This window comes from Streptomyces spinosisporus (assembly GCF_022698145.1).
In the GTDB taxonomy this organism is placed as follows: Bacteria; Actinomycetota; Actinomycetes; order Streptomycetales; family Streptomycetaceae; genus Streptomyces; species Streptomyces spinosisporus.
Window position 1 is genome coordinate 124,988 of record NZ_JALDAX010000014.1, and the last position, 23,960, is coordinate 148,947.

The following is a 23,960-nucleotide window of genomic DNA, read 5'->3' on the forward strand; positions in this document are numbered from 1 at the left end:
CACAAGCCCGTTCACCGAGCACACCGCCCCAGCCCTACAGGAACACCGTGAACAGCGCAGCCTCCCCCTGGCCGTACGAACCCGTCGACGTGGGTCTCGTGGGCGCCGGCCCCTGGGCCCGGGCCATGCACGCCCGTATGCTCGCCGCCGGCCCCGAGACCCGCCTCGCAGCCGTGTGGGCCCGACGCCCCGAAGCAGCCCACGAACTCGCCTCACTGCACGCGACCCACGCGGCCGCCTCCTTCGACGAACTCCTCGACCGCTGCGAGGCGGTCGCCTTCGCGGTACCGCCCTCGGTCCAGGCCCAACTGGCGCCCGTCGCGGCGCAACGTGGCAAGGCCCTGCTCCTGGAAAAGCCCCTCGGCCCCGATCTGACCTCAGCCCAGCGCGTCGCCGACGCCGTCCAGTCCGCGGGCGTGGTCTCCCAACTCGTCCTGACCAAGCGCTACCACCCGATCACCGACGCCTTCCTCGAAGCCGCCCGCGCCCGCGACATCACCGGCGCCCGCTCCTGCTATCTCCACGGCGCCTTCCTCGGCGGCGACTTCGCCACCGGCTGGCGCCTGGAACACGGGGCGCTGCTGGACCTCGGACCCCATCTCCTCGACCTGCTGGACTCCGCCGTCGGCCCCATCAAGGCCATCCGCAGCACCGGGGACTCCCGCCGCTGGATCGAGCTCAGCTGCGAACACGACAACGGTGCGGTCAGCCAGGCCTCGCTCTCGGGATCCGTCGCCGTGCCCCGAGCCGTCACCCGCGTCGAACTCTTCGGCAGCGAGGCTCCGTTGGTCTACGACACCGCCGAGATCGACCACGAGGAGTGCTGGCCCATCCTGCGCCGCGCCTTCGCCACCGCCGTACGCACCCACAGGTCGACGGGGATCGACGCGGCCCGCGGGCTGTATCTGCAACGACTCATTCATCTGGCGACCGGGGCGCAGTGAGCACAGGGTGCCCGGTGGGCACGCGGTCGGAGTGGCGTGCTGATCAAGCCTGAGGAGGCTGCTCGCGTGCGGCGCGGTCGAGGCTGTCCGCCACGGTCCGGCAGGCTAGCCGTACCACGGTGCGCAACTCGGCGTCCGTGGCTCCCGCGCGACTCAGCACGGCCAGCGACTGGTTGACGGCGACGACGTAGGTGGCCAGCTCGTCGAGGACGCTGGGGTCCGCCGGACTGTCGGCCAGGGCAGCGCGCACGCGCTCGCGCTGACGGTCGAGGAGCATGCGCACATGCGCGGCGTTGTCGTCCTTGAGGACGGGTGCCTGGGTGGCGGACTGGGCGATGAGGCACCCGGTGGGGACCGAAGGGTCGGCGATGCGGGCCAGGACGACGTCGAAGAACGCTTCGACAGCCCGTACGGGCTCGCCCGGGTGCGCCGCGAGAGCCTGCTCGTACCGCGCGCCGTAAGTCGCCGCGTAGCGGTCGAGACTCTCCCGGAACAGGGCGTCCTTGCCGCCGAAGGCGCCGTAGAAGGAGCCGCGGCCGAGTCCGGTGGCCGAGGTGAGGGCCTCGAGTGAGGCGTCGGCGTAGCCCCGCTGCCAGAACACGTGCATCGCACGGTCCAGGGCTGCGGTGACGTCGAACTGCTTCCGGCCTGACATGGCGCTCCCTCTCGTCTGTCCAAGGGCAACCCTACCCACTGATGGATCGATCGGTCCAAGAATCATGGACCGATCGATCCATGATGGGTTACGGTGACGGCCGGACACATCCCGCCCAAGGAGGTCCCGTGACCGCGTCGACCACACCCCTGCCCGTGCCGGACGGCTTCGGCGCCGTTTCCCGAGCGCCCGGCCTTCCCCCCGGTTTCACCGAGACCTTCACCGGCCGATACGTCGACACCGGCGACGTACGTCTGCACGCGGTCGTCGGCGGCGAGGGCCCGCCGCTGCTGCTCCTGGCCGGCTGGCCGCAGACCTGGTACGCGTGGCGTCTGGTCATGCCGGGACTGGCCCGGAACTTCCGGGTCATCGCCGTCGACCCGCGCGGCGTCGGCCTGTCCGACAAGCCCCGGGACGGCTACGACACCGGCACGCTCGCCCGTGACATGGCGGCCTTGATGACGGCCCTGGGGCACGACCGGTTCGCGATGGCCGGTCACGACGTGGGGATGTGGATCGCATACGCCGTCGCCGCGGACCACCCCGAGCGCGTGGCGCGCCTCGCCGTCGCCGAAGCAGCCATCCCGGGTCTGTCCCCGTCACCGCCGCTGTTCGGCGACCGGCAGGCGAACGACCGGCTCTGGCACTTCGGCTTCAATCGCCTCGGCGAACTCAACGAGCAACTCGTCCGAGGCCGCGAACACCTCTATTTCTCCCACCAGTTCGAGAGCAAAGCCGTACAGAAGTTTCCTGCCGACGTCGTGCGGTACTACGTCGACCACCTCGCGTCCGACGCCGACGCCCTGCGCGCCAGCTTCGCGTTCTACCGGGCGCTGGACCTGACCGCCGCGCAGAACGAGCAGCGCAGGAAGCGCCGTCTGACGCTGCCCGTCCTGGCCATCGCGGGCGCGGCCAACTCCGGCGGGCTGGTCGCCGCCACCATGAGGCTCGCCGCCGACGACGTGGACAGCCTGATCATCCCGGACTGCGGCCACTACCCGGCGGAGGAAGCCCCCGACGCCGTCCTGACCGCCCTCATCCGCTTCCTCGCCCCCTACCGCGACGGTGCGGACGTATGAGCGCGTGCACTCACCTTGGTGCACCTCATGACGCTCTACGGCGGCGGTACAGCACCACCCCGCCCACCATCGCCACGACTGCGAGGGTCGTCGGAATCACGAAGGCAGGTCTGCGGTACAGCGGTGCCGGGGACGCCTTCAACGGGATGACCGCGATGTCGTTCCCGGCAGTGCGGTCGAAGGGGTTGTGGACGCGGATGGTGCCCTTCGCACCCGGGACCTGCCGGTCGATGCGGAAGCGGAACTCCGCCGTGGTCGTCCCGTCCTCCCCCGGCCAGAACGCGTCCCGGTTCAGATCGCAGACGAATGCTCCGCCGGATGTCGTGGGACGCTCGCAGGCCCACTTCCCGGGGTCGCCCTCGACGGAGAAGGGGATGGACGTCACCGTGGTGCCCTTCGGGGGGATCACCTCGAAGCTGCCCCTGTCCCCACTCGGAATTCCGGGGCCGAGCCGCCGCACCCCGAGCTTGACGCCCACGGTGTCACCGACCCGGCCCCGGACGGTCCCGGTGACCGGCTCGAAGTCCGCCTGCACGGTGGTGGTGACCCGGACCCTGCCGCCGGTTTCGTCGAAGTCCCTGCGCGGCGCGGTGCGGACCAGAGTGAGCGGGGCGCCCGTGCCGCGTCTGGTGTGGCCGACGGGCCGGTCCGTGGCCGACGACCAGGTGTACGTCACCTCGCCGGACAGGGCCTTCGGGTCGGTGACGGTGTACGTCATCGGTGCGCTCGTGCGGTACGCGGTGCCCGGGGCCACCGCCGTCCGGAACGTGCACCACGCGGATGTGGGCGCATCTTCGGCGTAGGAGCAGTTGCTGTACCGGGTCTTGAGGGCGAAACCGTCCGAGACGTCCACCTGCAGGGCCACGCCTTTCGTCGCCGGAAAGCGGGTGTTGTCGGCCAGCAAGGGGGTCACCTGTGCGGACTTACCCGGTGCCAGCCCGCTCACGCTCTTCTCCTGCCCGGGCCCGGACAGGGTGGGCCCGCCGACGGTCATCCGGGTGGTGCCGGTGATGGTGGGCGCGTTGTCGGCGGTCGCCGTGTAGGTCACCGTGCCACTGTCCCCCGGCTCGACGCCGTCCACGCCGAGGAGGACCAGCGGGTCGTAGCTCTCGCCGTCGCCGTTCTGCAGATCGCCGTACACGCAGGTATAGACGGGGCCTTCGGCCTTGCACATGCGGGCGTCCCCGAGCCGGGCGACGCCCTTGAGGCCCGAGGCGTCCACGACCACCCGCACATTGCGGGCCGGAGTGCCGCCCTTGCTCCGCTCGACGAAGACGGGCACGTGGAAGTCGTCGTTCGAGGCCGATACCCCCTCGTCCGCGTTGTACATGACGAAGGTCTTCTCGGTCTCGAACCGCATCACGACACGGTCCGAGTCGTCGGCGGTGGCAGGCGTCCGGTCCGTCGACCACAGGGTCGCCAACACCGTTGCCAGGGACAGCAGTAGTCCTGGTGTTCGTCTCCGCAAGCGCATCCAGGCACTATGCCCGACGCCACCGAAACCTGCGACGGATCCTACGAACGTGGAGTGTGCGGAATCACCGCCGAAGTGGGCGGACGAGTGGAAGGTTCCCACCTCTCTTTGATCCACAAGCGTACCTAGGGTGAGGTGCAGCCGAAAGGAGACGATCCATGGCCGATCAGGCCCACGAACCCGTCATGGACGGCCTGATGCAGCCGCGGCCGCTCACCATCGCGCACATTCTGGAGCGGGCCGAACGGCTCTATGCGCACAAGCCCGTCGCCGTCGCCGGCACTGAGCGAGTCACCTACGCCGACGTGGCCCGTCACACGCGGCGCCTGGCCACCGTGCTCGACCGGCTCCACGTCCCGGTCGGCGCCCGCGTCGCGACGTTCGCGAGCAACAACCGGCGCCACCTGGAGCTGTATCTCGCGGTGCCGGTCACCAAGCGGGTTCTGCACACCATCAACATCCGGCTCGCGTCGGAGCACCTCGAGTACATCGTCAACCATGCCGAGGACGATGTGGTGTTCGTCGATCGCGGGCTGCTCCCCCGCATCTGGCCGAGCGCGGACCGGATGCCGCGCGTACGGCACTGGGTGGTGCTGCCCGACGACAGCGACACACCCATCCCGGCGGACCCCCGCATCCTGCACTACGACGAACTCCTCGCCGGCGCCGAGCCGTTCGCGGGTTCGTTCGAGGACACGTTCACGCTCGCGGACGAGCAGCTGGCCTCCGGGCTGTGCTACACCTCCGGCACGACCGGCCGGCCCAAGGGCGTGCTCTACAGCCACCGTTCGACCGTGCTGCACTGCCTCGGCGCACTGGCGGCCGGTTTCATCGGCCTCGGCGAGAGCGACGTCGTGATGCCGATCGTGCCGTTCTTCCACGCCAACGCCTGGGGACTGCCCTACGGCGCGATGATGGCGGGAGCCTCCCTGGTCCTGCCCGGCCCCTCCGCGAAACCGGCGCATCTGCTGCGGCTGATGGAGAGCGAGCGGGTCACGGTCGCCGGTGCCGTTCCCACGGTGTGGACGAGCATGGCCGACGAGTTGAGCGCGTACGACCTCAGTGCCACGCGCTTCCTCCTCGGTGGCGGGTCGGCCGTTCCTCCGGCGCTGTCGGAGACGTATCGCACGGCAGTCGGTATCCCCATCACCCACTCGTGGGGCATGACGGAGGTCAGCCCCGTCGGGACCATCGGCGGCACGCGGACCCAGCACCGGGCGGCGACCGAGGACGAACAGGTGGCGGTGCGGGCCGCCCAGGGCCAGCCGCTGCCCTTGGTGAACGTGCGTGTCGTCGACGTAGGGACGGGCAGGGAGCTGCCGCGCGACGGCCACACCGTCGGCGAACTGCAGGTGTCGGGGCCCTGGGTGGCGAGCGGCTACTTTCAGGTGGGTGAGGACGACAGCTTCACCGACGACGGCTGGCTGCGCACCGGGGATCTGGCCACCATCGACTCCGACGGCTATCTGCGTCTCGTCGACCGGATCAAGGACCTCATCAAGTCCGGAGGCGAGTGGATCTCCTCGGTGGAGCTGGAGGCGGCCATCGCCTCCCACCCTGACGTGGTGGAAGTCGCCGTGATCGCCCGCCCCGACCCGCGGTGGACGGAGCGTCCCGTCGCCTACGTCGTCCTGCGCGACGGCAGCGCCGGCACGGCCGAGGACCTGCTGCGGCACATCAGGCCGATGGTCGCCAAGTGGTGGCTGCCCGACGACATCGTCTTCATGACCGCGCTGCCCAAGACGGGAACCGGAAAGCTGTCGAAGAGCAGCTTGCGGGAGTCACTGCACATCAGTTGAGCTGCTGGCGGGTGACTGACCAGCCACCCGTGTCGCGGCGAAGCGTCCCTCACTCCTTGGGCGGGGCGGATGTGACCCTGCGCAACTGGTGCAGCCGCAGCCCGAGTTGCAGTTCCAGGTCGTAATCGTGGCGCCAGTCGAGGTCGAGGACGCTGCCGGCCCGGTCCAGGCGCTTGAGCAGCGTGTTGACGTGCACGTACAACGCCCTGGCGGTCGCGGCGACGTTGGCCTGGTGGTCGTAGTAGGCGCCGAGTGTGTCGACGAGGTTGGTACCGCGTCGCTCGTCGTAGTCGAGGAGCGGTCCTATCGAGTCCGAGATGAACCGGTCGAGTTCGTGGACCCGTTCGGTGTCGAAGACCATGGCGTACAGGGCGTAACGGCCCGTGGTGGCTCCCAGGTCGGTGTGGCCGAGCGCTCGCGCGACGGCGCTGCAGCGGTTGGCCAGGGAGAAGGCGCGTGCCCAGTCGTGGTGGACCACTCGTTCCGCGATGACGACGACGCGGCCGCCGAGGGTGTTCCGCAGTTGTTGGTGCACCTCTTCGACGGTGCGGTCGTCGTCGACGCTGTGCAGGAGCATCGTGGCCCGGCCCAGATGTTCACCGGCCAGGCCCGAGCGGCTCTGCGCGATATCGTGCAGATGACGCGAGAGATCGGTCGACGACACGGTGGGAGAGTCCGCGACCAGGACCAGGTCCAGCCGGTCGGCGTCGATGTTGCGGGCCTGGGTGCGGGCGCGCTGGGCAGGGCTGATGCCGGGGCTGCCCACCATGAGCTCGGTCAGCAGCTCTCCGCTCAGCCGCTCGCTGGCCTCGGCGACGGCCCGTTCCTTGAGGATGAGCAGCCCCAGGATGTGCGTGGCCCGTTCGAGGGTGCGCAGGTCCATGTCGTCGCGGGCGCCCTGGTCGGCGGCCTCCTTCCGGCTCCAGGCGAGCGCGCCGAGATGGCTGTCGCCCGCTTGGATCGAGGCCACGCTGTGGGCGACCCCGCCGGTGTCCACCGAGTTGGTGGTCCGGCCCGAGCGGCGCGCCTGGTCGACGGCATCCGTCAGGTCGGCCGTCAGGTCGCTCGGTGAGGGGTTCCGGCCGGGGGTCGACGCCGAGCCCCGGCGCACGAGAACGGCGCCGGTCCGGTCGAACAGCGTGACGCTTCCGCCCAGTTGGTCGGCGAGCAGCTGGACGACATCGCCGGGTGTCCCGCCGCCGAGCACCGCGCCGGTCAGGGCTTCGTGGATCTCCTGCGCCCGCTCCATGACCGCCACGTGCTCCTCGATCTTCCGGTACGCGCCCTGCAGTTCCTGCAGGGCGGTCCGACTCGCCTCGTAGAGACGGGCGTTGTCGAGGGCGACGGCGGCGTGATCGGCGAAGGCGCTCAGCAGCGCGATCTCATCGGCCTGGAAGGACCGTTCGGACCGGTCCGCGGCGAACAGCGCGCCCACGGCCTCGCCCCGAATGACCAGGGGCACACCGAGGAGCGCGACGAGGCCTTCGGTGGCGACAAGGCGGTCGAAGTTCGGATCGTGGTCGATGAGTGTCGTGGAGACGTAGTCGCGCACCCAGTACGGACTCTGGGACGCCAACACCTTGCCGCCGAGCCCCACATGGGCCGGGATGCAGGCGGCGAGGAACGACGAGGAGATCGTCCCCTCCGACGCCCTGGCCGACAGCTTGCCGTCGGTCCCGACCAGTGAGAGGTAGGTGAAGTCGGTGCTGATCAGGTCGTGTGCATGGTGCACGATCGACTGCAGGACCTCGTCGAGTTCGCCCAGCGCGGTGAGGGACTTGGCGGTCGCGTACAGCGAGGCCAGTTCGCGCTGCCTGCGCACCAGTGAGTGCGGCTCCGTCTCGCCGCCGAGGTCGCCGACCACTGTGCCGTCCCTTTCCGCAGCGGGTGGGAGAAAGACCCACCGAGCCCACATGAGGTGTGTGTGATGTACACCTCAACCAAAGGGTATCGGCGCCCTAGTCTCGCCGCCATCACCTTGCTGTGTAACGACGAAGGCGGCATGTATGGCTACCCCGCTCGCCCAACCCGACGGCCAGTCCGGCCGTCTCGACACCGGCGTGTCCGCCACCCGGCACCGGGCCACTCGCAAGCTGCTGGCCGCAGGGCTCGTCGCCGGCTCGATCGAGTGGTACGACTTCTTCCTCTACGGCACCGCGGCGGCCCTGGTGTTCCCCAAGGTGTTCTTTCCCAACTCCTCGGCCCTCACGGGGACGTTGCTCGCCTTCAGCACGTTCTGGGCGGGCTTCGTGGCGCGTCCGATCGGCGGGGTGCTCGCCGGCCACCTCGGTGACCGGTACGGGCGCAAACCGGTCGTCGTCGCCTGCCTGGCGCTCATGGGGGCCGCGACCTTCCTGATCGGCTGCCTGCCCAGCGCGGCGACCGTCGGCGCGCTCGCACCGACCCTGCTGGTCGTACTGCGCTTCGTGCAGGGCCTGGCGACCGGAGGCCAGTGGGGCGGCATCGTGCTGCTCCTCACCGAGTCCGCCGCTCCCAAACGGCGGGGCTTCGCCGGCACCTTCGGGCAGACCAGCGTCCCCGTGGCCGTGATCATCTCCAACCTGATCTTCGTGGCCGCGGGCGCCCTGATGCCGGACGACGCCTTCCTCAGCTGGGGGTGGCGCATCCCCTTCCTGGCCAGCGTCGTGATGTTCGTGGTCGTTCTCTACATCCAGGCCAAGGTGGAGGACACCCCGGAGTTCCGCGACCTGCAACGCGAGGTGTCACAGGCGCAGAACAAGGTGGTACGGGCCCCGCTGACACAGGTCATCCGCAGCAAGTGGGGCACTGTCCTGCTCGCCTGCGGCCTGTTGTCCGCCACCAACAGCCTGTTCTACGTCAGCATCTCCGGACTGCTGAGCTACGGAACCGACCATCTCAAGCTGGACCGCGACCCGTTGCTCGCGGTGGTGCTGCTCAGTTCCGCGGCGATGCTCGCGACGATCCCCTGGTCCGGCCACATCTCGGACCGGATAGGGCGCCGCCCGCTGATCCTGGTCGGCGGCATGGGCGTCGCCGTATGGGCCTTCCCGTACTTCTGGCTCGTCGACAGCGCCTCGCTGCCGCTGATCTTCGTCGCCGTGACGGTGGGCTTCGTGTTCCAGTGCCTCACCTACGGCCCGATCGCGAGCTTCCTCGGCGAACTCTTCGCACCCGCCGTGCGTTACTCGGGAGCCTCGCTGGCCTACCAGTTGTCCGCCATCGTCGTCAGCGGCGGCACGCCCTTCCTCATGACCGCGCTCATCGCCCGGACGGGCAGCACCTGGCCCGTCGCCCTCTACATCATGTTCATGGGGCTGATCACCTTCGCGAGCGCCTGGTTCCTGCCCGAGACGAACCCCACCGAGGTGCGTGCCGACCCGGACGCCGTCCCGGGCGCCCACCTCTACGGCTGAGGAGTGGCCGACGTGAAGAGATCAACAGCAGGAAGCGGGGCGAGACTTCGTCGGCGTGCCGTGCTGGCCGTCGCGGTCATCCTGACAGGCGCGACAGGGCTGTTCGGGGTCGGGCCCGCCACCGCGTCGGCCGGCGCCTCACCGACGGTGCCGCGATGTGCCGCGCTGGACGGGATGACGATCCCGGCCTCGGCGATGAGCCTGCCGACGACCGGCGGCCGTGTCGAGTCGACGGCGGCCATGACGAGCGTGGTCAGTGGTCGCACGATCCAGTACTGCCAGGTCGACGTCGACATCTTCCCCGTGGACCGCTCTGCGCCGGACATCAAGGCGCGGATCGACCTGCCCCACGGCTGGAACCGCAAGGCGTTGATGTTCGGTGGCGGCGGCTACAACGGCACCATCCCCGACCTCACGCAGAACGTGCCGTTCGGCCCCGCCGACCAGCCCGCCCCGCTGGCCCGGCGCTATGCGACCTTCGCCAGTGACTCCGGTCACCAGCAGAGCCCGACCGCCCCGCCCAGCCTGGACGGTTCGTTCGGGATGAACGACGAGGCCCTGACCAACTTCGCCGCCGGTGACGCACTCAAGAAGACGCGCGACGCAAGCCTGTTCCTCATCCGGCAGGCCTACGGCACACATCCTGCCGAGGTCTACTTCGCGGGAGGGTCGACAGGCGGTCGGGAGGCTCTCGTCGTCGCACAGCGGTGGCCGAAGGCGTTCGACGGAGTGATCTCCGCCTACCCCGCCTGGAACAACCTCAGCGAGATCCTGGATCTGGGCTACCTGACCCAAGTCCTGTCCCGCCCCGGCGCGTTCCCCGGACCCGAGAAGCAGACGCTCCTGTACGACAGCGTCATCAGCGCGTGCGACCGTCTGGACGGCGTCAGGGACAACGTCGTCTCGAACCCGCAGGGCTGCGGCTTCGATCCGCACGTCCTTCGCTGCCCGGGCGGTGCCGACACGGGTCCGACCTGTCTGTCGGACCCGCAGATCAGGTCCGTGATCGCCATGTCCTCCCCGTTCAGGTGGCCGTACCGGATCGCCAGTGGCGAGACCGAGTACCCGGGCTTCCCGTTCCTGTCGGGGGCCGACATGAGGACTCCGTTCCTCGGATTCGGTGACACTGCGCCGGCCGATCCCATGCCCGCGACGAGCGGCTACGGCATGCAGTACTGGGACCAGTGGGTCAAGTACTTCCTGACCCGCGACCCGCACCACAACTCCCTCGACGTCGATCCACGGCATCCCGGGACATGGCTCGACCGCATCAGCCGGCTGTCCACGGTCGAGGACCGCAACAACGCGGATCTCGGTCCGTTCGCCCGCGCGGGCGGCAAGTTGATCCTGCTCCACGGCGCCGCGGACGAGCTGGTCTCGCCCCGCTCGACGAGCGACTACTACCGGCGCGTGCGTGACCTGCTGGGTGCCGGGACGACCCGTGGCTTCATGCGGTACTACGTCGTGCCGGGCGCGAACCACGCCAACTTCGGCACACCGGCGTTCGCCGCCGGCTGGGACTCCCTGACGGCACTCGAACGCTGGGTGGAGAAGGGGCGGGCGCCCGCGCATCCCACGGTGACCGACACGACCCGTCACCGCACCCGGCCGCTGTGCGACTATCCGGACTGGCCCAGGTACCGCACCGGCGATCCGAACGACGCGTCCAGCTTCGTCTGCACGCGCTGACGGGCACGGGACCGGTCCACTCCCGGGGGTCCGTCCTCAGTGCGCCAGCAGCATCCGTCGAGCCAGGCGGGTGAGCTCCTGCGTCGCCGGTGACAGCACCGAGCCCTGTCTGCGGACGACCGCGATGGTGTCGTAGAGGGGCTCGGCGAAGCCGACGGTGTGGAGGGTGTCGGGGAAGACGCGACTGCGGGCGACCGCGCGGGAGACGATCGTGTCTCCGGCTCCCCGGCTCACGATGTGCAGCGCGGATTCGACGTGCTCGACCTCGATGGCGGCGGACAGAGTGACGCCCTCCACCTGGGCGCGGTCGGCGAGTTGGCGCCGGGTGGGGTCCCGCCAGCCGTAGTGGGCGTCGTAGAGGATGAGGTTCGCCTGCGCGAGGTCGGACATGGTGACGGGCCGTGCGGTGCGCTCGGGGTCGGCGGAGGCGTAGACGACCTCGTCCCGCATGAGGGGCGTGACGTCGAGCCCCTCGGCGTCGATGGGCAGGACCACGAGCCCCGCTTCCAGGTCCCCGGCACTGACGGCTTCCGCGACCTCGACGGAGTTCAGGCCGACGATCCGCAACCGCACCTTGGGGTGACGGGCGTGGAAGGTCTCCAGCAGTTCGGACAGGAAGTAGTAGTTGGCGTTGCGCAGCAGCCCGAAGGTGGCGACGCCCCCGTCGAGCGAGGTCAGCGAGCGCAGGGCGCGGTCGGCGCCGTCGGCCGCTTCGATCGCCTGCTGGGCGTAGGGCATGAGTTCCTCGCCCGCGGCCGTCAGGACCAGCCGGCGGGGGCCGCGGGTGAACAGGGGCACCCGGTAGTGCTCCTCCATGCGTTTGATCAGTTCCGACACCGAGGGCTGGGTCGTTCGCAGCTCGGTCGCGGCGGCCGAAAACGTACCCAGTCGCGCAGAGGTGAGGAACGCGCGCAACTGGTTGAGGGTGATCGCGGCGGCGGAGGAAGGAGGCATACCGGGCATCATGCCATAGGGCAGCCCTATGGAGGGTCGAGGACAATTCAGGGTTGTCCTTGGGAAGCCGCTGCTTCAGGCTCAGCTGTATGAAATTGAGCCACCGCTTCACCACCGCTTTCGCCGACCGTTTCACCCTGCTCAAGGCTCCCGGTGTGGACGCTCCCCCGGCCCAGCGCGACCCCGAGGTGATCGAGACCGTCAGCCGCATGCTGTCGGAGATCGAGCACCAGGGCATGGACGCGATCCGCCGCTATGCGAGCTCCCTGGACGGCCAGTCCGACGGCCCGGTCGAGCTCGGTGCGGCGGAGGTGGCCCGCAGCGGCGACCGGCTGCCCAAGGACCTGCGGGAGGCGATCGAGCTCGGTGCCGAGCGCACCCGGCGTTTCGCCGCGCTCCAGCGTGCGCACCTGACGGACTTCGAGGAGGAGCTGGCTCCCGGGCTGCTGGTCGGGCAGCGCTATGTACCGGTCGGCGCGGTCGGCGCGTATCTGCCGGCCGGGCGCTTCCCACTCACGGCCAGCGCGTTCATGACGGTGGGCGTCGCGAAGGTCGCGGGGGTCCCGACGGTGCTGGGATGCACTCCGCCGCAGCCGGACGGCCGCGCCAACGACGCCGTCACCTACGCCGCCCATGTGTCCGGGATCGACCACCTCTACGTCCTCGGTGGTGTGCAGGCCCTTGCCGCCATGGCGTTCGGCCTGCTGGACCGGGCGCCCGTCGACATGATCGTCGGCGCGGGCAACGCCTATGTGGCCGAGGCCAAGCGCCAGTTGTTCGGCACGGTCGCCATCGACCTGCTCGCGGGCCCCTCCGAGGTCGCGGTCATCGCGGACGAGACGGCCGACGCCGAGGCCGTCGCGGCGGACCTGCTCGGTCAGGCCGAGCACGGCCCGACGTCCCCTGCCGCCCTCGTCACCACCTCCGAGCAACTGGGACGGGACGTCATCGCGGCGGTCGAGCGCCAGCTCGCGACCCTGTCGACGCGGGACATCTGCGGCCCCGCCTGGCGCGACCACGGCTCGGTCGTCCTGGTCGGCAGCCGGGAGGACGCCGTGGCGGTGATGGACGAGTTCGCCCCCGAGCACCTGGAGGTCCACACGGCCGAGGACGACTGGTACCACGACGCGCTGCGCAATTACGGCTCCCTCTTCCTCGGTCACTGGAGCACGGTGGCCTACTCGGACAAGGGCATGGCCGGCACGAACCACACCCTGCCGACCGCGGGTGGCGCGAAGCACAGCGCCGGTCTCTCCGTCTCCCGTTACCTCAAGCCGCTCACCTACCAGCGCGTCGCCCGGGAGGCGACCCCGCTCCTCGCCGAGGCTGTGGAGGTCATCTCCGCCAGTGAGGGCATGTCCGCCCACGAGGCCACGGCCACCCTGCGGCTGCGCACCTACGCGGGCTGACCCCGCCCGCCAGTCCCCCACATCCCCGAGCCCCCCAGTCCCCCACATCCCGAGCCAGTGATCCCGTACAGAGAACCGGTGCACCCATGAAATCCGTACGTCGTGAAGGGGCGGGCCCGCGCCGGTTCGTCCCGGTCGCCGCCGCGGTCACCGCGCTGGCCGCCCTGGCGGCATGCGCCGGATGCAGCCCGCCCGGGGCGGGCAAGAGCCCCGCAGGGGCGAACCAGCTCGCCGTCACCGACCCGGTGACCCCCGCGCAGGTCGCCGACCTCGGCGAGGTCACGCTGCGGATGTGGGCGGACCAGGCGGAGAAGCCCCTGATGAAATCCCTGGTGCCGGCCTTCGAGAAGAAGTACCCGAACGTCAAGGTCGACATCACCTACAAGAGCTTCGACGACCTCGTCGCCACCGTCGTCAACGCCGCCTCCGGCAGCAACCCGCCCGACCTGTTCGAGGGCAACATCGGCTACGCCGTCGACGGCGCTCTGGTCAAGGCGAAGCTGGTGCGCCCGCTGGACGACGTGGCGGCCGCCTACGGCTGGATCACGGGCACGGGTGCCAGCACCCTGGCCCCCGCCCGCTGGAACGGCTCGGGCACCGCGTTCGGCAACGGCAACCTCTACGGCATGTCGCCCATCAGCGAGGTCCAGGGCATCTACTACAACAAGGCCCAGCTCAAGGAGCTCGGTCTGAAGCCCCCGCAGTCCCTCGCCGACCTGGAGAAGGACCTGCCCGTCGTCAAGAAGGCCGGCAAGCAGCCGATCATGCTGGGCAACAGCGACCAGTACGCCGCCACCCACATCTTCTCCGACCTGGCCGTCACCGAGCAGACGCCCGCCTCGATCCGCGACTGGATCGGCGGCAAACCGGGCACGACCTTCGTCACCGACGGCAACGCGAAGGCGGCCGACACGATGGCCGACTGGGCGAAGAAGGGCTACTTCGGCTCCGGCTACAACGGTCTGAGCAACGAGGATGCCGTCACCCGCTTCGCCAAGGGCTCGGGCGTCTTCTTCGTCGGCGGCTCGTGGAACGGCGCCACGCTCGACCCCGAGAAGTTCGGCTTCGGCGCCCTGACCACCGGCGGCGCCGGCGCCACCGCCTCGCCCTGGCACATCTCCGCCTCCTCCAAGGTCACCCCGGCAGCGGTCGCCTTCCTCGCCGCCCTGCACACCCCGCAGACCGGTCAGAAGATCCTCGACACCGGCCGCCTTCCGGTCGTCACCGACGGCGTGAAGGGCGGCAACAGCCTGCAGAGCCAGACCCTCGACGCGCTCAAGCGCACCATCGCCGCCGGAACCCAGGTCGGCTACTACGACTGGACCGCCACCGACATGCTCAACGTCATGGGCGGCAAGCTCCAGGAGGTCATGTCCGGCCGCACCAGCAGCTCCGCGTTCATGACGGCGGTCCAGGACTCCTGGCGGACGGCGAGGCAGGCACGATGAGCACCGCTGCCCCCACCACCGGACGCGACACCGCCGCCTCGGCACCGGCCTCCACCAACCGTACCGGCGGACGACGACGCCGTCCCTCCCCCCTCACCTACCTGTCCTCCCTGCACTGGACCTCGCTGCTGTACGTCGCCCCGGCCCTGGCCTTCTTCGGCGTCTTCGTGCTCTACCCCATCGGCATCTCGGTCTGGTACTCGTTCTACGACTACGACGGTCTGACCGTGGGCACGCCGGTCGGCTGGGGCAACTACACGGCCGTCTTCACCGACAGCCAGCTGCGCGCCGCACTGCTGCACTCACTGGTCCTGCTGTTCTTCTACGCCGCACTGCCGGTGTGCGTCGGCCTGCTACTGGCGGGAGCGATGTCCCGGATCCGGGTGTACGGCCTGACGGTGTTCCGGGCAGTGCTGTTCCTGCCGCAGATCCTGTCCAGCGTCGTCGTCGCCGTCGCCTGGCGGAACCTGCTCGCCGAGGACGGCCCCGCCAACGCGGTGCTCCGGGCCGTGGGACTGGGCCGGTTCGCCACCAGCTGGCTGGGCGACTTCGACACCGCCCTGCCATCGATCGGCGTGATCGGCAGCTGGGTGGAGTACGGGCTGTGCATGGTGCTCTTCCTCAGCGGCATCGTCGCCATCGACCGCTCCACCTACGAGGCGGCCCGCCTCGACGGCGCCGGGCCGGTGCGGGAGTTCTTCGCGATCACCCTGCCCGCCCTGCGCCCCCAGATCTCGATCGCGCTGATCCTCACCATCACCTTCGCGCTGCGCAACTTCGACCTGATCTGGAACACCACCCGGGGCGGCCCCGGCACCACCACGACCGTCCCGAGCCTGTACGTCTACCAGGACGCGTTCCAGAACCGCATGCTCGGCCGGGCCTCCGCCCTGGCCATCGTGCTGACCGTGGTCATCCTCCTCGTCGTGGTGGTCGTCCAGCTGGCGCTGCGCGAACGCGAAGGGCCGCGCCGCCGGTTCACCGGGCCGCGCACGCCGGCCAGGAAGGTGCACTCGTCATGAGGATCGCCCGAAGCGAGAGCATCGCCACCCACGCGCTGCTCGTCCTCGCCTCCGTCGTCGCCGTCTTCCCTCTGGCGTCGATCGTCGTCTCGTCCCTGCAGGGAGTGACCGGCTCGTCGAGCGGCCTCTCCTTCACCGCCTACTCCACGGCCTGGACCCAGGGCCGGTTCGGCTCCGCCCTGCTGTCGAGCGCACTGGTGTCGGTCACCGTCGTGGTCGTCACCGTCGTGCTGGCCGCCCTGGCCGGCTACGCGCTCGCCACCATGCGGGTGCCCGGCGGCAAGGTCATCGTGGCACTGCTCCTGGTGGGTCTTGTCCTGCCCTACGAGGTGACCGTGCTGCCGCTGTACGAGATGCTCACCGGCTGGCATCTCATCGACACGTACGGGGCGTTGATCCTGCCGCAGATCGCACTGTCGGTGCCGCTGGGCGTGCTGTGGATGCGGTCGTTCTTCGCCTCCGTCCCGGTGGAGCTGCTGGAGGCGGCACGCATCGACGGCACGAGCCGCCTGCAGAGCCTGCGCCTGGTCGTCCTGCCCATCGCGGGGCCCGCGATCACCACCCTGAGCACCGTGCTGTTCCTGTTCACGTGGAACGAGTTCCTCCTGGCGCTCATCCTCGTCCCGGACAACCCCTCGGTGCAGACCGTGCCGTTGGCGCTGTCCTTCTTCTCCGGGGCAGCCCGTTCCAGCGACCCGGCCGTGACCGCGGCCGCCGCCGTACTGGTCGCCCTGCCGGTGCTGCTGGCCTACGTCTTCCTCCAGCGGCGCCTGATCAGCGGACTGACCGAAGGAGCCGTCAAGTGACCGCGCCCGCCCTGAACCCGGACAGCGGCGTCGCTCGTGTGGTGTGCGAACAACTCGCGCCGCGCGTCGGCGATCTGGCCCACAACATGGAACTGGCCCTCGACGCCGTCCGCCGCGCCCGCTCCGACCGCGCCGACATCGTCGTCCTGCCCGAACTCACCACGTCCGGCTACGTGTTCGCCGACACGGACGAGGCACGGCGTACGGCGATCACCCCCTCCGACGCCTTCTTCGCCGACCTCACCAATCTGCTGGCCGGCACCCGGACCGTCGCCGTCCTCGGCTTCTGCGAGGACGCCGGCCCCACGCTGTACAACAGTGCCGCCGTCGTCGACGCAGACGGCGTACGTGCCGTGTACCGCAAGACCCACCTGTGGGACCGCGAGACGCTGTTCTTCACCCCCGGCGAGCAGATGGCCCCCGTCGTCACCACACCGCACGGCCGTATCGGCGTGCTGATCTGCTACGACCTGGAGTTCCCGGAGATGTCCCGCCGACTGGCCACGGCGGGCGCCGACCTGATCGCCGTACCGACCAACTGGCCCCTGGAGGAGCGTCCGGACGGCGAACGCCCCGCCGAGATCGTCCAGGCCCAGGCAGCCGCCCGTGCCAACGGCGTCTACATCGCCTGCGCCGACCGCAGCGGCACCGAACGCGGGCAGGCGTGGACGCAGGGGACGTCCGTCATCAACCAGTACGGCTGGATCACCGCCACCGCGGGTGCGACCGACGGGACACGACACCGGGCCGTCACCGACGTCTTCCTCCACCTCGCCCGGGACAAGTCCCTCTCCCCGCACAACGACCTGCTCCGCGACCGCCGCACCGACCTCTACGCCCAGGAGAGCCCCCAGCTATGACGTCAGCCGACCTCACGCCCGCGCCGGCCGCCGCCGGCCACGCGGCGGACGACACCTGGTGGCGCACGGCCGTCATCTACCAGATCTACCCGCGCTCCTTCGCCGACAGCGACGGCGACGGCACCGGTGACCTGCCCGGCATCACCGCCCGCCTCGACCATCTGGCCGATCTCGGCGTCGACGCCCTGTGGCTCTCGCCGTTCTACCCGTCCCCACAGGTGGACGGCGGATACGACGTCGCCGACTACCGCGACGTCGACCCGCGCTACGGCACCCTCCGCGACTTTGACGCCCTGCTGGCCCGCGCCCACACACTGGGCATCCGCGTCGTCGTCGACCTCGTCCCGAACCACTGCTCCGCACAACACCCCTCCTTCAAGGCGGCGTTGAGCGCAGCGCCCGGCAGCGCGGAGCGGGCCCTGTTCCACTTCCGCGACGGCCGCGGCCTTGACGGCAGCCTGCCGCCCAACGACTGGACGTCGATGTTCGAGGGCCCTGCCTGGACCCGAGTCACCGAGGCCGACGGCAGCCCCGGGCAGTGGTACCTCCACCTGTTCGACCCCGGCCAGCCCGACTGGAACTGGGACAACCCCGCCGTGCGGGAGGACTTCGAGACGACGCTCAGGTTCTGGCTCGACCGGGGTGTCGACGGCTTCCGCGTCGACGTCTGCGACGCCCTCGTCAAGGCCTCCGGCCTGCCCGACTGGCCGTACCCCACCCACGGCGTCATCGAACCGGTCGACGGCGTGATGCCGCCCATGTGGGACCAGGAAGGCATCCACGACATCTTCCGCGCCTGGCGCAAGCTGCTGGACGGCTACGACGGCCCCCGGATCCTGTGCGCCGAGGCCTGGCTGCCGCCCGAGCGTGCCGCCCGCATCATCCGCGCCGACGAGATGCACCAGGCGTTCAACTTCCGCTTCCTGGAGACCCCGTGGCAGCCGGCCGCCCTGCGCCGCGTCATCGACGAGTCACTGGCCGCCAACGACGCCGTGGGCGCCCCCACCACCTGGGTGCTGTCCAACCATGACGTCATGCGGCACGCCAGCCGCTTCGGCTACGACGGCCCCGTCGCCCTGGAGCACGGCGTCGGCGCCGACGACCCCCAGCCCGACCAGGCGCTCGGCCTGCGCCGTGCCCGCGCCGCGACCGCCCTGATGCTGGCCCTGCCCGGCTCCGCCTACCTCTACCAGGGTGAGGAACTCGGCCTCCCCGAGGCCACCGACCTGCCCGACTCCGCACGCCAGGACCCGGTCTGGGAACGCTCCGGCCACCGCATCCGCGGCCGTGACGGCTGCCGGGTCCCCCTGCCCTGGACCGCCGAAGGCCCCGCCCTGGGTTTCAGCAGCTCTCCCGACACCTGGCTGCCTCAGCCCTCCTCCTTCGCCTCCTACGCGGCCGACGCCCAGCGCGACGACCCGGACTCGACACTCAGCCTCTACCGCCGCCTGCTGCGACTGCGCCGCCAGTACGGGCTGGGCGCGGGAGAGTTGCGCTGGCTGCCGTCCCCGCCCGGGCTGCTGCACTTCGCCAACGGCCCCGTCGAGGTCCTGGTCAACCTCACCACCGAGCCGGTCCCCCTTCCGACCGGGGCCCGGATGCTGGCCGCCTCGACAGCGGTGAGCGATCAACTGCCCGCCGAGGCGGCGATCTGGTTCGTCAGGGAGTAGAACTCCCCTCGGCCACAAGGCCCGTGTATCAACGCGAGGCGGACTGTGACCTCTCCAGCTCGGTCTGGCAGCGCAGGCAGTGCTCGATGTGCGGAAGCGCCCGCAGACGGTCGGGGTCGATCTCCGTGCCGCAGCGGGCGCAGTACCCGAACCTGCCGTTCTCCAGGCGGTCGAGGGCGCTCTCGACGCGTGCCAGGAGCGTGCGGTCGTTCTCCGTGTCCGCCTGGTGCTGCCGCAGCGCTTCGGTCGCCGAGCTGACGTCCGCCGCATCGAGGAGGCAGTCGCCTCGCAACTCCTCCTCCTTGATCGACCGTTCGTCGAGTCGGCGGCGCAGAGAGGCGGCCTGCTCGGCGAGCCGCGCGCGCAGTTCCTCCGCTTCGGCTGAACCGACCGTGTTGCGCGGCTCTTCGACGCTCATCTCTTTCGACCTTCCTCTGCATGGCGCCGACGACGAGCTCGGTGGATCACATCAGCGCGGAGTGACAAGCACGGGGTATTCGTTCGGGGTGTCGTTGAAGCGGTTGAAGTAGTTCGTCAGGACGTTCAGTGCGAGGTTCGCGATGATCTCGGCGATCTCCGCGTCCGTGACTCCGGCGGCGCGCGCCTCCTTGATGTCCTCGTCGGCGACGGAGCCGCGGCCACGGGCGAGGGCGTCGGAGAGCTTGAGGACGGCGTCCGTGTGGGGATCGTCGGAGGCGGCGTCCCGGGCGTGGTCGATCTCCGCCTGGTCCAGTTTGGCGACGTTCTTGGCCAGGAAGGTGTGCGCCGACAGACAGTAGGTGCACCGGTTGTACTCGGCGCTGGTCAGAGCGAGTCGGTGACGTACGGCCGCAGGCAGCACGCCCCCGTCGAGCGCGCCCGACAGCGTCATCCAGGCCTTCACCACCGCGGGGCTGTTGGCCATGTAGCGGACCATGTTCGGGACGACGCCGATCGTCGTCTGCAGCTGGTCGTACAGGTCGGCGACCTCGCCTGTCGCGTCGGCCGGCTCGATACGGGCGAGCTCACTCATCACAGTTGCCTTCCGTTCGTACAGGATCTTGGCTTCACTGCTTCGAGTCTGCTGACCTGCGTCGGCGACAGACAGCTCCTTCCGGCGCACTTTTCTGCCCCAGAGTCTCATCCGCCGACGCCGACGCGAGCGGACCTAACGCCGACTCCGGCAGGACTCCGGCCAGCTGGCTGCGCGAGCTGATGCCGAGCTTCGCGAAGACCTTGCGCAGGTGGTACTGGACCGTGCGTGCGCTGATGAACAGCCGGGTACCGATCTCCGGGTTGGTCAGTCCGTCCCGGGCCATCCGGGCGATCTGGGTCTCCTGCGCGGTCAGGCACGCGTCCGCTGCACGGGCGGCACTCCTGTCCGTGCGTCCGCCGACAGCCCGCAGTTCGCGGTCGGCCCGCGCCGCGAACGCCGCCACCCCCATGTCGGTGAACATGCCCTGCGCGGCGTCCAGTTGGACACGCGCGTCATTACGGCGACGCCGACGGCGCAGCCATTCGCCGTACAGCAGGTGTGCTCGGGCGAGGTCGACGCGCAGGCCGGTCCGGCCGAGGCGGGCGACGGCCTGCCGGTACAGCGGCTCGGCGGTCTCGTCCCCGACCAGCAGGGCGTGCGAGCGGGCCTGGACTCCCAGCGCCCAGTCGCTGCCGCAGGCATTGGCCATCTCGGTGAGCTGTGCGAAGGCCTTGGTGGCGGCTTCGGGGCGTCCGCTGCGTACGGCTGCTTCGATCATTTCCGGCAGGGACCAGCACAGCGAGGCCACGTCCCTGTCGTAGGCGACGGCGTTGCGGCATGCGCTCAGCGCGAGGTCGTAGTTCCCAAGTCCGTTGTAGAGCAGCGCCTTTGCCCATTCGGCGAAGTTGATGCCGATGCCCTCGCCGCGACGGGTGGCGTCCTGGATCGTGGCGTCCGTCAGTGAGACGACCTCGCTCTCGTCGCCGCGCAGCGCGGCCAGCGCCATGGCGCCGTAGGGAGCGAGACCGCTGCCGGTGACCTCCTGCGCCACCCGCAACTCGCCGATCAGGGCGGCCGCGTTGGGCAGGTCACCGGCGAACAGCAGCGTGTACGCGCGCTGGGTGAGGGCCAGTGGGAGCTCGCTCAGCGCGCCGGTCTCGCGGGCCAGCCGGACGTAGCGGCCGGACAGTACGTTCCAGCGCTCGTCGTCCCACACCCGGATCGCCGTGATGGCGGCCAGCCACATCCAGCGCAGTTCCTCCTCGGCCGTCATGTCGGTGCCGAACGCGAACAGTGCCAGGGTGAGGAACGGGATTCCTGCCCCGTACCCCTTGTCGAGCCCCGCCGCCATGCCGTCGAGCAGAAGGTCGACGGCAGAGGGCGGGTGGGGTGAGCGGGGTGCGCCGACGGCGGCACGGGCCGCTTCCGGGACGTGTCCTCCGGGGCCTGCCAGGCGGCCGGCGAACACCGCCGCGGAGAGCGCGTCGAGGTAGGTGGCCCGGGACAGGGTGACGTCGATGGGTTCGAGCTGCCGGGCGGCCTTCAGCAGCAGCACCGGTGCTTCGCCGCCGCGCGAGGTGTTGTACGCCAGTTGGGCCCGGACCACGTCGGCGCTCGCTCGTTGCTGAGGGGTGAGCGATGCGGACTCGGTCATGGCCAGCAGGGCCTGAGCGGCGTCGAAGAAGCCGGCCTGGACCTTGGCCGCGGCTGCGGCGACCGCCCGTCCCGCCCGGGCGGCGGGATCGGTCGTGAGTACGGCCGCCCGCTCCAGGAAGGCGGACGCCGCGGCCAGACCGCCGCGGGCCCGAGCGCGTCCCGCGGAGCGTTCGAGTTCGGCGGCGACGTCCTCGTCCGGTCCCGGTGCTGCCTGCGCGCGGTGCCACGCGGACCGGTCGGCGTCGAGGTGCTGGTCAGTGGCCTCGGCGAGGGCGCGATGGGCTGCCTGCCTCTGCTGGGCCGAGGCGCCCCGGTAGGTGGCGGTGCGGGCCAGCGGGTGGCGGAAACGTACGCGGGTACCGAAGTCGGCGAGGCCGGCATCGACCGCGGGCGTCGCCGCGTCGGCGTCGACACCCAGCCGGCCGGCCGCACGCCAGAGCAGTGCCGGGTCGCCGGAGGGGTCGGCGGCGGCGACGAGCAGCAGTGTCCGGGTGTTCGAGGGCAGGGCGGCGACCTGCTGGGCGAAGCCCGCTTCGAGACTGGTGGGCAGGGGCGCCGCGCCGGGAAGCCCGAAGCCCCCCGCGAGTTCGGTGGGGGTCAGGCCCCGGGCCAGCTGCAGGAGTGCGAGCGGGTTGCCGCGGGCCTCCAGGAGGATCTGCTCGCGGACCCGGTCGTCGATGGGGCCGCTGAGCGCGGAGCTCAACAGGCCACGTGCGTCGGTCTCCCGCAGGCCGGTCATCCCGAGCTCGGGGATCCCACTCAGGTCGGCGCCGGCGGCACGGGTCGCGAAGAGCAGGCCGATCGACTCGGTGCCCAGCCGACGGGCCACGAACGCCAGCACGTGTGCCGAGGCCTGATCCAGCCACTGCACGTCGTCCACCAGACAGATCAGGGGCTGCCGCTCGGCGGCCTCGGACAGCAGACCCAGCACCGCGAGCCCGACGAGGAACCGGTCGGGCGGCGGTCCGGCACCCAACCCGAACGCGATCCGCAACGCATCACGCTGCGGCGCCGGAAGCCTGTCATGCAGGTCCAGCACGGGCACGCACACCTGGTGCAGACCCGCGAAGACAAGCTCCATCTCCGACTGAACGCCGACCACCCGAACGACCTGGCACCCCACCGCTTGCCGCGCCACATAGTCGAGCAGCGCCGTCTTACCGACCCCCGCCTCACCATGCACCATCAGCGCCCGACTCGCCCCGGCACGAACATCACCGACCAGCCGATCAAGAACACCGCACTCGAGCCCCCGCCCGGTGAGTGCCACCCCATCGCTCCAGCCTGACTCGTGGGAGGGCATGCGCACGGGATCAGCCTAGCGCGCAGGTGAGGTGAGGATGACGGGCGGATGGCCGGGGCTTGCCGAACGGAGTGGGCGGGTCGGGGCGGGCGGCTGACGGTGTTCCGTCGGGGCAAGCGTTTTGGGCGGGTTGGGCGGCAGGCGGCGTTCGGACGGGGGTCCGGCGGTCGGGGACGTCTGGTTAGCGGCATCCCGTCGGCGACGGACGGCTGGTGGCATCCGGCCCACAGGCAGCCGACGGCGTGCGGCCCGTGGCGGACGATCGCCAGCAGGCGGCGGCCCCTCCCCGTGGCAAGCAGTCGGTGGCGGGCGGCCAGGGGCATCCAACCGTCGTCGCGCGGGTGGCGTCCTGCCGGTGCCTGCCCGCCGACGGCGTGCGACCAGGGGCAGGCGGCCGACGACGTATGGCCAACGACGTCCCGCCGACGGTAGGCAGCCGACGACGTTCGGCAGGGGCGGGCGACCGACGGCGTCCAGCGAACGGCGTCCCGCTGGCGGCGGACGACTGATGGCGGGCGACCGACGACCGGCAGCCCATGGCGCTGGGCCGCCGACAGGCAGCCTACGACAGTCGGCCAGCGGCGTCCCACCCGGGTTTGCCTGCCGAGGCGGCGTCCGGCCAGGCGCGGGTCGGCCAGCGGCGTTCGGCCGGCGGCAAGCGGCGAGTGGTGATTGCCCCCGCACGGGACCGCCCACCCGCCCGCCAAACCCAGCGGTAGCGGCCCCCAGGCCCAGACCTGTGTGGAGTGGCCAGTGGCCATGTGGACCAGCCAGTGGCGGATGCGCTGGGCGTGGTCACGGCGGCAAGGTCCATTGCGAGCGTGCCGGCGGTCGGCGTCCAG

General features: G+C 70.5%; 18 protein-coding genes. 11 read left to right on the plus strand and 7 right to left on the minus strand.

All coding sequences use genetic code 11. The annotated features are described in order from the left end of the window. Positions 1-47 precede the first annotated feature (47 nt). On the plus strand, positions 48-944 hold the full coding sequence (locus MQN93_RS31060) for a Gfo/Idh/MocA family protein (RefSeq protein WP_242712170.1): 897 nt from the start codon (positions 48-50) through the stop codon (positions 942-944). Positions 945-987: 43 nt separating this feature from the next. Here MQN93_RS31060 and MQN93_RS31065 read toward each other — a convergent pair whose 3' ends face one another. Then, a complete protein-coding gene (locus tag MQN93_RS31065) occupies positions 988-1,599 on the minus strand; it encodes a TetR/AcrR family transcriptional regulator (protein WP_242712171.1) in 612 nt (203 codons plus the stop codon). A gap of 128 nt (positions 1,600-1,727) precedes the next feature. Between MQN93_RS31065 and MQN93_RS31070 the strand changes: the two genes are divergently transcribed. Beyond that, positions 1,728-2,678, plus strand: a complete 951-nt coding sequence (locus MQN93_RS31070) for an alpha/beta fold hydrolase (RefSeq protein ID WP_242712172.1) — start codon at positions 1,728-1,730, stop codon at positions 2,676-2,678. 25 nt (positions 2,679-2,703) lie between these two features. Here the strand turns inward: MQN93_RS31070 and MQN93_RS31075 are convergent, their stop codons facing one another. Next, on the minus strand, positions 2,704-4,104 hold the full coding sequence (locus MQN93_RS31075; RefSeq protein WP_242712173.1) for a hypothetical protein: 1,401 nt from the start codon (positions 4,102-4,104) through the stop codon (positions 2,704-2,706). A 206-nt stretch (positions 4,105-4,310) separates the two neighbouring features. Between MQN93_RS31075 and MQN93_RS31080 the strand changes: the two genes are divergently transcribed. Next, positions 4,311-5,951: a long-chain fatty acid--CoA ligase gene (locus MQN93_RS31080; protein WP_242712174.1), complete on the plus strand. Its 1,641-nt coding sequence runs from the start codon at positions 4,311-4,313 to the stop codon at positions 5,949-5,951. Positions 5,952-6,000: 49 nt separating this feature from the next. Here MQN93_RS31080 and MQN93_RS31085 read toward each other — a convergent pair whose 3' ends face one another. After that, positions 6,001-7,815: a helix-turn-helix domain-containing protein gene (locus MQN93_RS31085; RefSeq protein ID WP_242712175.1), complete on the minus strand. Its 1,815-nt coding sequence runs from the start codon at positions 7,813-7,815 to the stop codon at positions 6,001-6,003. Between the two features lie 142 nt (positions 7,816-7,957). On the opposite strand from MQN93_RS31085, the gene MQN93_RS31090 reads away from it, so the two are divergent. Together MQN93_RS31090 and MQN93_RS31095 are read left to right on the plus strand one after the other, a co-directional pair. Next, complete coding sequence (locus MQN93_RS31090; protein ID WP_242712176.1) at positions 7,958-9,346, plus strand: MFS transporter; 1,389 nt, start codon at positions 7,958-7,960, stop codon at positions 9,344-9,346. A 12-nt stretch (positions 9,347-9,358) separates the two neighbouring features. Next, the gene (locus MQN93_RS31095; protein WP_242712177.1) at positions 9,359-11,035 is read left to right on the plus strand and encodes a tannase/feruloyl esterase family alpha/beta hydrolase; all 1,677 of its coding nucleotides are present in this window, start codon (positions 9,359-9,361) and stop codon (positions 11,033-11,035) included. A 36-nt stretch (positions 11,036-11,071) separates the two neighbouring features. Here the strand turns inward: MQN93_RS31095 and MQN93_RS31100 are convergent, their stop codons facing one another. Beyond that, positions 11,072-11,989: a LysR family transcriptional regulator gene (locus MQN93_RS31100; protein ID WP_242712178.1), complete on the minus strand. Its 918-nt coding sequence runs from the start codon at positions 11,987-11,989 to the stop codon at positions 11,072-11,074. Between the two features lie 89 nt (positions 11,990-12,078). On the opposite strand from MQN93_RS31100, the gene hisD reads away from it, so the two are divergent. From hisD to MQN93_RS31130, 6 genes are all read left to right on the plus strand, one after another. Further along, positions 12,079-13,398, plus strand: a complete 1,320-nt coding sequence (gene hisD, locus MQN93_RS31105; protein ID WP_242712179.1) for a histidinol dehydrogenase — start codon at positions 12,079-12,081, stop codon at positions 13,396-13,398. A gap of 86 nt (positions 13,399-13,484) precedes the next feature. Continuing rightward, positions 13,485-14,846, plus strand: coding sequence for an ABC transporter substrate-binding protein (locus MQN93_RS31110; RefSeq protein WP_242712180.1), 1,362 nt, complete (start codon positions 13,485-13,487; stop codon positions 14,844-14,846). After that, entirely contained in the window at positions 14,843-15,868 is a 1,026-nt protein-coding gene (locus MQN93_RS31115; RefSeq protein ID WP_242712181.1) for a carbohydrate ABC transporter permease, read from the plus strand. The genes MQN93_RS31110 and MQN93_RS31115 overlap by 4 nt, the downstream gene beginning before the upstream one ends. Then, entirely contained in the window at positions 15,865-16,674 is an 810-nt protein-coding gene (locus tag MQN93_RS31120; RefSeq protein ID WP_242712182.1) for a carbohydrate ABC transporter permease, read from the plus strand. The genes MQN93_RS31115 and MQN93_RS31120 overlap by 4 nt, the downstream gene beginning before the upstream one ends. Continuing rightward, complete coding sequence (locus tag MQN93_RS31125; RefSeq protein ID WP_242712183.1) at positions 16,671-17,534, plus strand: nitrilase-related carbon-nitrogen hydrolase; 864 nt, start codon at positions 16,671-16,673, stop codon at positions 17,532-17,534. The genes MQN93_RS31120 and MQN93_RS31125 overlap by 4 nt, the downstream gene beginning before the upstream one ends. After that, positions 17,531-19,204 carry a glycoside hydrolase family 13 protein gene (locus tag MQN93_RS31130; protein WP_242712184.1) on the plus strand — a complete coding sequence of 558 codons (1,674 nt, stop codon included), beginning with the start codon at positions 17,531-17,533 and terminating at the stop codon, positions 19,202-19,204. The genes MQN93_RS31125 and MQN93_RS31130 overlap by 4 nt, the downstream gene beginning before the upstream one ends. Positions 19,205-19,232: 28 nt before the next feature. On the opposite strand, the gene MQN93_RS31135 is transcribed toward MQN93_RS31130, so the two are convergent. The 3 genes from MQN93_RS31135 to MQN93_RS31145 are packed head-to-tail and all read right to left on the minus strand — an operon-like array spanning position 19,233 to position 23,118. Continuing rightward, positions 19,233-19,622, minus strand: a complete 390-nt coding sequence (locus tag MQN93_RS31135; RefSeq protein ID WP_242712185.1) for a TraR/DksA family transcriptional regulator — start codon at positions 19,620-19,622, stop codon at positions 19,233-19,235. A 51-nt stretch (positions 19,623-19,673) separates the two neighbouring features. After that, a complete protein-coding gene (locus MQN93_RS31140; protein WP_242712186.1) occupies positions 19,674-20,216 on the minus strand; it encodes a carboxymuconolactone decarboxylase family protein in 543 nt (180 codons plus the stop codon). 34 nt (positions 20,217-20,250) lie between these two features. Next, positions 20,251-23,118, minus strand: a complete 2,868-nt coding sequence (locus tag MQN93_RS31145) for an AAA family ATPase (RefSeq protein ID WP_242712270.1) — start codon at positions 23,116-23,118, stop codon at positions 20,251-20,253. Positions 23,119-23,960: the final 842 nt, after the last annotated feature.

Excerpts from the sequence above, each read along its gene's own strand:
- MQN93_RS31130 (WP_242712184.1), top strand. The coding sequence starts at position 17,531 with ATGACGTCAGCCGACCTCACGCCCGCGCCGGCCGCCGCCGGCCACGCG.
- MQN93_RS31110 (WP_242712180.1), top strand. The coding sequence starts at position 13,485 with ATGAAATCCGTACGTCGTGAAGGGGCGGGCCCGCGCCGGTTCGTCCCG.
- MQN93_RS31120 (WP_242712182.1), top strand. The coding sequence starts at position 15,865 with ATGAGGATCGCCCGAAGCGAGAGCATCGCCACCCACGCGCTGCTCGTC.
- MQN93_RS31135 (WP_242712185.1), bottom strand. The coding sequence starts at position 19,622 with ATGAGCGTCGAAGAGCCGCGCAACACGGTCGGTTCAGCCGAAGCGGAG.
- hisD (WP_242712179.1), top strand. The coding sequence starts at position 12,079 with ATGAAATTGAGCCACCGCTTCACCACCGCTTTCGCCGACCGTTTCACC.
- MQN93_RS31145 (WP_242712270.1), bottom strand. The coding sequence starts at position 23,118 with ATGCCCTCCCACGAGTCAGGCTGGAGCGATGGGGTGGCACTCACCGGG.
- MQN93_RS31115 (WP_242712181.1), top strand. The coding sequence starts at position 14,843 with ATGAGCACCGCTGCCCCCACCACCGGACGCGACACCGCCGCCTCGGCA.
- MQN93_RS31100 (WP_242712178.1), bottom strand. The coding sequence starts at position 11,989 with ATGCCTCCTTCCTCCGCCGCCGCGATCACCCTCAACCAGTTGCGCGCG.
- MQN93_RS31080 (WP_242712174.1), top strand. The coding sequence starts at position 4,311 with ATGGCCGATCAGGCCCACGAACCCGTCATGGACGGCCTGATGCAGCCG.
- MQN93_RS31140 (WP_242712186.1), bottom strand. The coding sequence starts at position 20,216 with ATGAGTGAGCTCGCCCGTATCGAGCCGGCCGACGCGACAGGCGAGGTC.
- MQN93_RS31065 (WP_242712171.1), bottom strand. The coding sequence starts at position 1,599 with ATGTCAGGCCGGAAGCAGTTCGACGTCACCGCAGCCCTGGACCGTGCG.
- MQN93_RS31090 (WP_242712176.1), top strand. The coding sequence starts at position 7,958 with ATGGCTACCCCGCTCGCCCAACCCGACGGCCAGTCCGGCCGTCTCGAC.